The following is a 1,471-nucleotide window of genomic DNA, read 5'->3' as shown; positions in this document are numbered from 1 at the left end:
CCATGCGCGCGGTGAGGTTGCCATGCGAGATGGCGCGCAGCACGTCGGAGACATCGGCGATGCTGGCCTGCGAACTGGCCATCATGCCGTTGAGGTGGTTCACCATCGCCTGGAACTGGTACTGGAATGCCGCAGCGTCGCCACGCATGCTGAAATCGCCGGCGCGCGCGGCACGGGCCAGTTCATCGATCTGCGCGTTGATCGCCATCAGGCTCTGCTTCACCGCCGCCAGGGTGCGGGTCAGCGTGCCCTTCTCGCCGGGGTACTCGGGCAGATCGCGGCTGAGATCGCCGATGGCATAGCGCTGCATCACCTCGGCCATCAACAGCTGCACCTGCACGTGCGATTCGACCAGGTGGTTGGTGGCCTGCACCATGCGGCCAAAGTCGCCGGGGAACGCGCTGGCGTCCATCCGGTAACGGATCGCGCCGGCTTCATGCTGCTCGGCCATCTGCAACTGCGCGCCGATCGCCGCCTGAACACTCTGGCGCACGCTGGCCATGGCCTCGCCAAGCTGGGTCAGCTCATCACGACCGCCAAGACGGAATTCCTGGTCCAGTTCGCCCTTGGACAGGCGCTCAGCCAGCTGCACCGCACGCGCCAGCGGGCCGGTCATGCTGCGGCCGATCAACACCGACGCGGCGATGCCGACCAGCAGGGCTACGCCGCCCAGCGCCAGCAGCTGCAGCAGGCTGCGCTCGCCCAGGCGGATCGCCTCGGCCGCGGCCTCACGGCTTTCCTTCTCTTCATAGGCCACGCCATCGGCCAGGGCCTTGTTCCAGCCATTGGCCGCTTCCTGCACCGGGCCCAGGGTCAGCGCCACGGCGCCGGGGAAATCGCCCTGTTCCATCAGTTCGCTGGTCTGCTTGTTGAGCGGACGGGCGAGCGCGCGCTTGGCGGCGATGGTCTCGCCGATCACCTTGCCTTCGGCATCGCCGGGCAGGGCCTGGTAGGCCGTCCAACTGGCCTCGTAGCGCTTGACCAGATCGGCGATGCGCTGCTCGTCGTTGGCACGGTCTTCGCCCTGGCGGATCAGCATCTCGCGGCGCACGACCATCATCTGGTTGTTGGCATCAAGCATCTCCGACAGCAGCCGCACCTTGGCTACGCCGACCTCGACCACCTGCTCCATCGCGCGCTTCTGCACCATGGTGGCGGTGGCACCGGTAGCGACCACGGCGGCAACCAGCAGCAACAACAGGCCAAAGCCAAGCCCAAGACGCCAGGCGACCCTGACGTTCCTCAAGTAGTTCATGGGGTGAATCCAAAACGGGGGGGATGCGCCCATATCGGCCCGCCAGCCGGGAATCTTGATCGCCTCCCGCTCGACTGCGTCGGAAGCCGTTCACCTTGGTGAGACCCGGCCTCCCGCTTCTGCGGCGCGAGGATGGCCCTGCGGCGTGGCCCCACTGCTCATGCTGGCATCAGTTTTCTTTCACGGCGGCTGCGCAGCGTCTACGGGCAGGGTGGA

Annotated in this window: 1 protein-coding gene; it reads right to left on the bottom strand. The window is 66.9% G+C overall.

What is annotated here, in order from left to right; all coding sequences use genetic code 11:
* Positions 1-1,255 (bottom strand): MCP four helix bundle domain-containing protein (locus AB4Y84_RS21565; protein WP_442250918.1); only part of this gene is annotated, 1,255 nt, incomplete at its 3' end.
* Between the last annotated feature and the right edge of the window lie 216 nt (positions 1,256-1,471).

Source organism: Stenotrophomonas sp. 2YAF22 (assembly GCF_052114665.1).
Lineage (GTDB): Bacteria > Pseudomonadota > Gammaproteobacteria > Xanthomonadales > Xanthomonadaceae > Stenotrophomonas > Stenotrophomonas indicatrix.
The sequence above is the reverse complement of the archived record's forward strand: the minus strand, read 5'-3'. Positions and strand labels throughout refer to the sequence as shown.